This is a genomic window from Parabacteroides sp. AF39-10AC (assembly GCF_003635405.1).
GTDB lineage: Bacteria > Bacteroidota > Bacteroidia > Bacteroidales > Tannerellaceae > Parabacteroides > Parabacteroides distasonis.
In genome coordinates this window covers 1-3454 of the sequence record NZ_QTLP01000060.1, presented here as the reverse complement: position 1 = coordinate 3454, position 3454 = coordinate 1, and the positions used below count along the sequence as shown (strand labels likewise).

Below are 3454 nucleotides of genomic sequence, written 5' to 3'. Positions count from 1 at the left end.
ACCGACCTGCTGGACAAGGCGAAACTGGAAAAACGTATCGCCTCGCTCGAAGGGGAACGCAAGTCGTTCAACAAGGGCAAGCGTGATTCGGAGTTCAAGCTGGAATCGAAGACCCGCGAGCTGGGCAACAACACAGCTTTCATAGATGCCATGACGGAGGACTGGAACCGCTTCCTCTCTGTGGTGCAGACCGACAAGGAGGGCAATCACCTTAATATAATAAAGGTGGACGGAGTGGATTCCGCCGATGAGAAAGTCATCGGAAAGCGTTTGCAGGAGATAGCCAAGAATGCCACGACCGGAGGGTTGTACACGCAGGTTGGAGAGTTTTACGGTTTCCCGATAAAGGTGGTCAGCGAAAGGATACTCAAAGAGGGATTGGAGTTTACCGACAACCGCTTCGTGGTCGAGGGGAACTACAAGTACACCTACAACAACGGGCATCTGGCGCTGGCTGACCCGTTGGCCGCCGCCCGCAACTTCCTCAACGCGATTGAGAGAATCCCCTCCATCATCGACCAGTATAAAGCGAAGAATGAGGTCTTGGAACGTGAGATACCGCAGTTGCAGGAGATAGCAGGCAAGGTGTGGAAGAAGGAGGAAGAACTGAAACAGTTGAAGTCCGAACTTGCCGCCCTTGACCGCAAGATACAGCTGGAACTTGCGCCGCCTACACCCGAAATCACCGAAAAGGAGCATGAAGGGCAACAGGTCAAACCGGAAGCGAAAGGTGTGCGAAACGGTATCAGGCAATATCCCGAAGATACATCACCGCAAATACGCAATCCATCGGAAAGTATTATCGCCAATCACACCATAACTGGGCATCCGGGGCTGTATGCCAAGGAGGAAACCCGGTCCAAAGGATTGAAAATATAACCTTAGGAATTTTATCTGAAGTATTAATAAGGGCTATCCCAAAAGGTCTAAAAGTAAATTTTATCCTTTCTGCAAGTATCTGTAGGATGGCAACTGCATTTTTTTTCTTTTTGGGCAGCCCTTATTAAAATTTATTCTTATTTTAGGTTATATACATTCATGTCCATTTATGTAAAAAATCCTGCTGACCTTGTTTATGTCTTGTCAGTCACCATTTGCAAAACCATATTTGACCCTCAAAGAGGCTGAATTTGATAAGCAACTTGCTACATACTCATAATAAGGAGCTAAATAGAACACGAATGGGAAATACTCAAATGCCAAACTAAAGAAGATATTGGCCAAAATAAACGTTATACCGAGAGAGAAACTTGATTTTTTTCAACTTCCTAAAACGTTGTTGTTCAAACATTTCTACTTATTTGTACTTACCAGTTGAACCTACGCTTCCCTAATAAAATGTCTATGGTAAAAAAAGTTAAAAAATCCTCCCACTTTTGTTAGATATATTTTTTTTGTGTAATTTTGCAATCGTTGTGCGGCAGTAATAATATACATATTAATACGAGTTAGTAATCCTGTAGTTCTCACATGCTACGAGGAGGTATTAAAAGGTGCGTTTCGACAATGCATCTATTGTAGTATATTATTGCTTAATCCAAATGAATATTATAAATTTAGGAATTCTTGCTCACATTGATGCAGGAAAAACTTCCGTAACCGAGAATCTGCTGTTTGCCAGTGGAGCAACGGAAAAGTGCGGCCGTGTGGATAATGGTGACACCATAACAGACTCTATGGATATAGAGAAACGTAGAGGAATTACTGTTCGGGCTTCTACGACATCTATTATCTGGAATGGAGTGAAATGCAATATCATTGACACTCCGGGACACATGGATTTTATTGCGGAAGTGGAGCGGACATTCAAAATGCTTGATGGAGCAGTCCTCATCTTATCCGCAAAGGAAGGCATACAAGCGCAAACAAAGTTGCTGTTCAATACTTTACAAAAACTGCAAATCCCGACAATTATATTTATCAATAAAATTGACCGTGACGGTGTGAATTTAGAGCGTTTGTATCTGGATATAAAAACAAATCTGTCTCAAGATGTCCTGTTTATGCAAACTGTTGTCGATGGATTGGTTTATCCGATTTGCTCCCAAACATATATAAAGGAAGAATACAAAGAATTTGTATGCAACCATGACGACAATATATTAGAACGATATTTGGCGGATAGCGAAATTTCACCGGCTGATTATTGGAATACGATAATCGATCTTGTGGCAAAAGCCAAAGTCTATCCGGTACTACATGGATCAGCAATGTTCAATATCGGTATCAATGAGTTGTTGGACGCCATCTCTTCTTTTATACTTCCTCCAGAATCAGTCTCAAACAGACTTTCAGCTTATCTCTATAAGATAGAGCATGACCCCAAAGGACATAAAAGAAGTTTTCTAAAAATAATTGACGGAAGTCTGAGACTTCGAGACATTGTAAGAATCAACGATTCGGAAAAATTCATCAAGATTAAAAATCTAAAGACTATTTATCAGGGCAGAGAGATAAATGTTGATGAAGTGGGTGCCAATGATATCGCGATTGTAGAAGATATAGAAGATTTTCGAATCGGAGATTATTTAGGTGCTAAACCTTGTTTGATTCAAGGATTATCTCATCAGCATCCCGCTCTCAAATCCTCCGTCCGGCCAAATAAGCCCGAAGAGAGAAGCAAGGTGATATCCGCTCTGAATACATTGTGGATTGAAGACCCGTCTTTGTCCTTTTCCATAAACTCATATAGTGATGAATTGGAAATCTCGTTATATGGTTTGACCCAAAAGGAAATCATACAGACATTGCTGGAAGAACGATTTTCCGTAAAGGTCCATTTTGATGAGATCAAGACTATCTACAAAGAACGACCTATAAAAAAGGTCAATAAGATTATTCAGATCGAAGTACCACCCAACCCTTACTGGGCCACAATAGGGCTGACTCTTGAACCCTTACCGTTAGGGGCAGGGTTGCAAATCGAAAGTGACATCTCCTATGGTTATCTGAACCATTCTTTTCAAAATGCCGTTTTTGAAGGGATTCGTATGTCTTGCCAATCTGGTTTACATGGATGGGAAGTGACAGATCTGAAAGTAACTTTTACTCAAGCCGAGTATTATAGCCCGGTAAGTACACCTGCTGATTTCAGACAGCTGACCCCTTATGTCTTCAGGCTGGCTTTGCAACAGTCAGGTGTGGACATTCTCGAACCGATGCTCTGTTTTGAGTTGCAGATACCCCAAGTAGCGAGTTCCAAAGCTATTACAGATTTGCAAAAACTGATGTCTGAGATTGAAGACATCAGTTGTAATAATGAGTGGTGTCATATTAAAGGGAAAGTTCCATTAAATACAAGTAAAGACTATGCCTCAGAAGTAAGTTCGTACACTAAGGGCTTAGGCATTTTTATGGTTAAGCCATGTGGGTATCAAATAACAAAAGACGGTTATTCTGATAATATCCGCATGAACGAAAAAGATAAACTTTTATTCATGTTCCAAAAATCAAT

Annotated in this window: 1 protein-coding gene and 1 pseudogene; both read left to right on the top strand. The window is 41.1% G+C overall.

The features are described 5' to 3' along the window. Positions 1 to 879, top strand: a pseudogene (locus DW033_RS23920) (helicase); the annotation flags it as partial. Positions 880 to 1541: 662 nt separating this feature from the next. Then, positions 1542 to 3454 (top strand): tetracycline resistance ribosomal protection protein Tet(Q) (gene tet(Q), locus DW033_RS23915; protein ID WP_122383236.1); only part of this gene is annotated, 1913 nt, incomplete at its 3' end.